This is a genomic window from Phormidium sp. CCY1219 (assembly GCF_055795085.1).
In genome coordinates this window covers 1-211 of sequence record NZ_JAYFEQ010000100.1, presented here as the reverse complement: position 1 = coordinate 211, position 211 = coordinate 1, and the positions used below count along the sequence as shown (strand labels likewise).

1 protein-coding gene is annotated in these 211 nt (G+C 43.6%); it reads left to right on the top strand.

Annotated elements, in window-relative coordinates; translation table 11 throughout:
- Positions 1 to 18 precede the first annotated feature (18 nt).
- On the top strand, positions 19 to 211 hold a 193-nt coding region (locus tag AC0QH1_RS00585), incomplete at its 3' end, for a hypothetical protein (protein WP_324628789.1).

Sequence of the window (211 nt, the reverse complement as noted above, 5' to 3'; positions counted from 1 at the left end):
GGAGACAGAGCGTTAATTATGAGATTAGCACCCCTTTACCAACAAGAACAAGAAAAAGCCTTTCAGCAAGGAGAACGTCAGGTTATCGAAGACATTCTCCGAACCCGCTTTGGTTCTATCGATGAAGAACTTGCCGCCATTATTGAATCAGTGATGGAATTACCCTCAGCGGAGTTTGTTCCGTTATTATTGCAATTGGAACGAGAGGAAC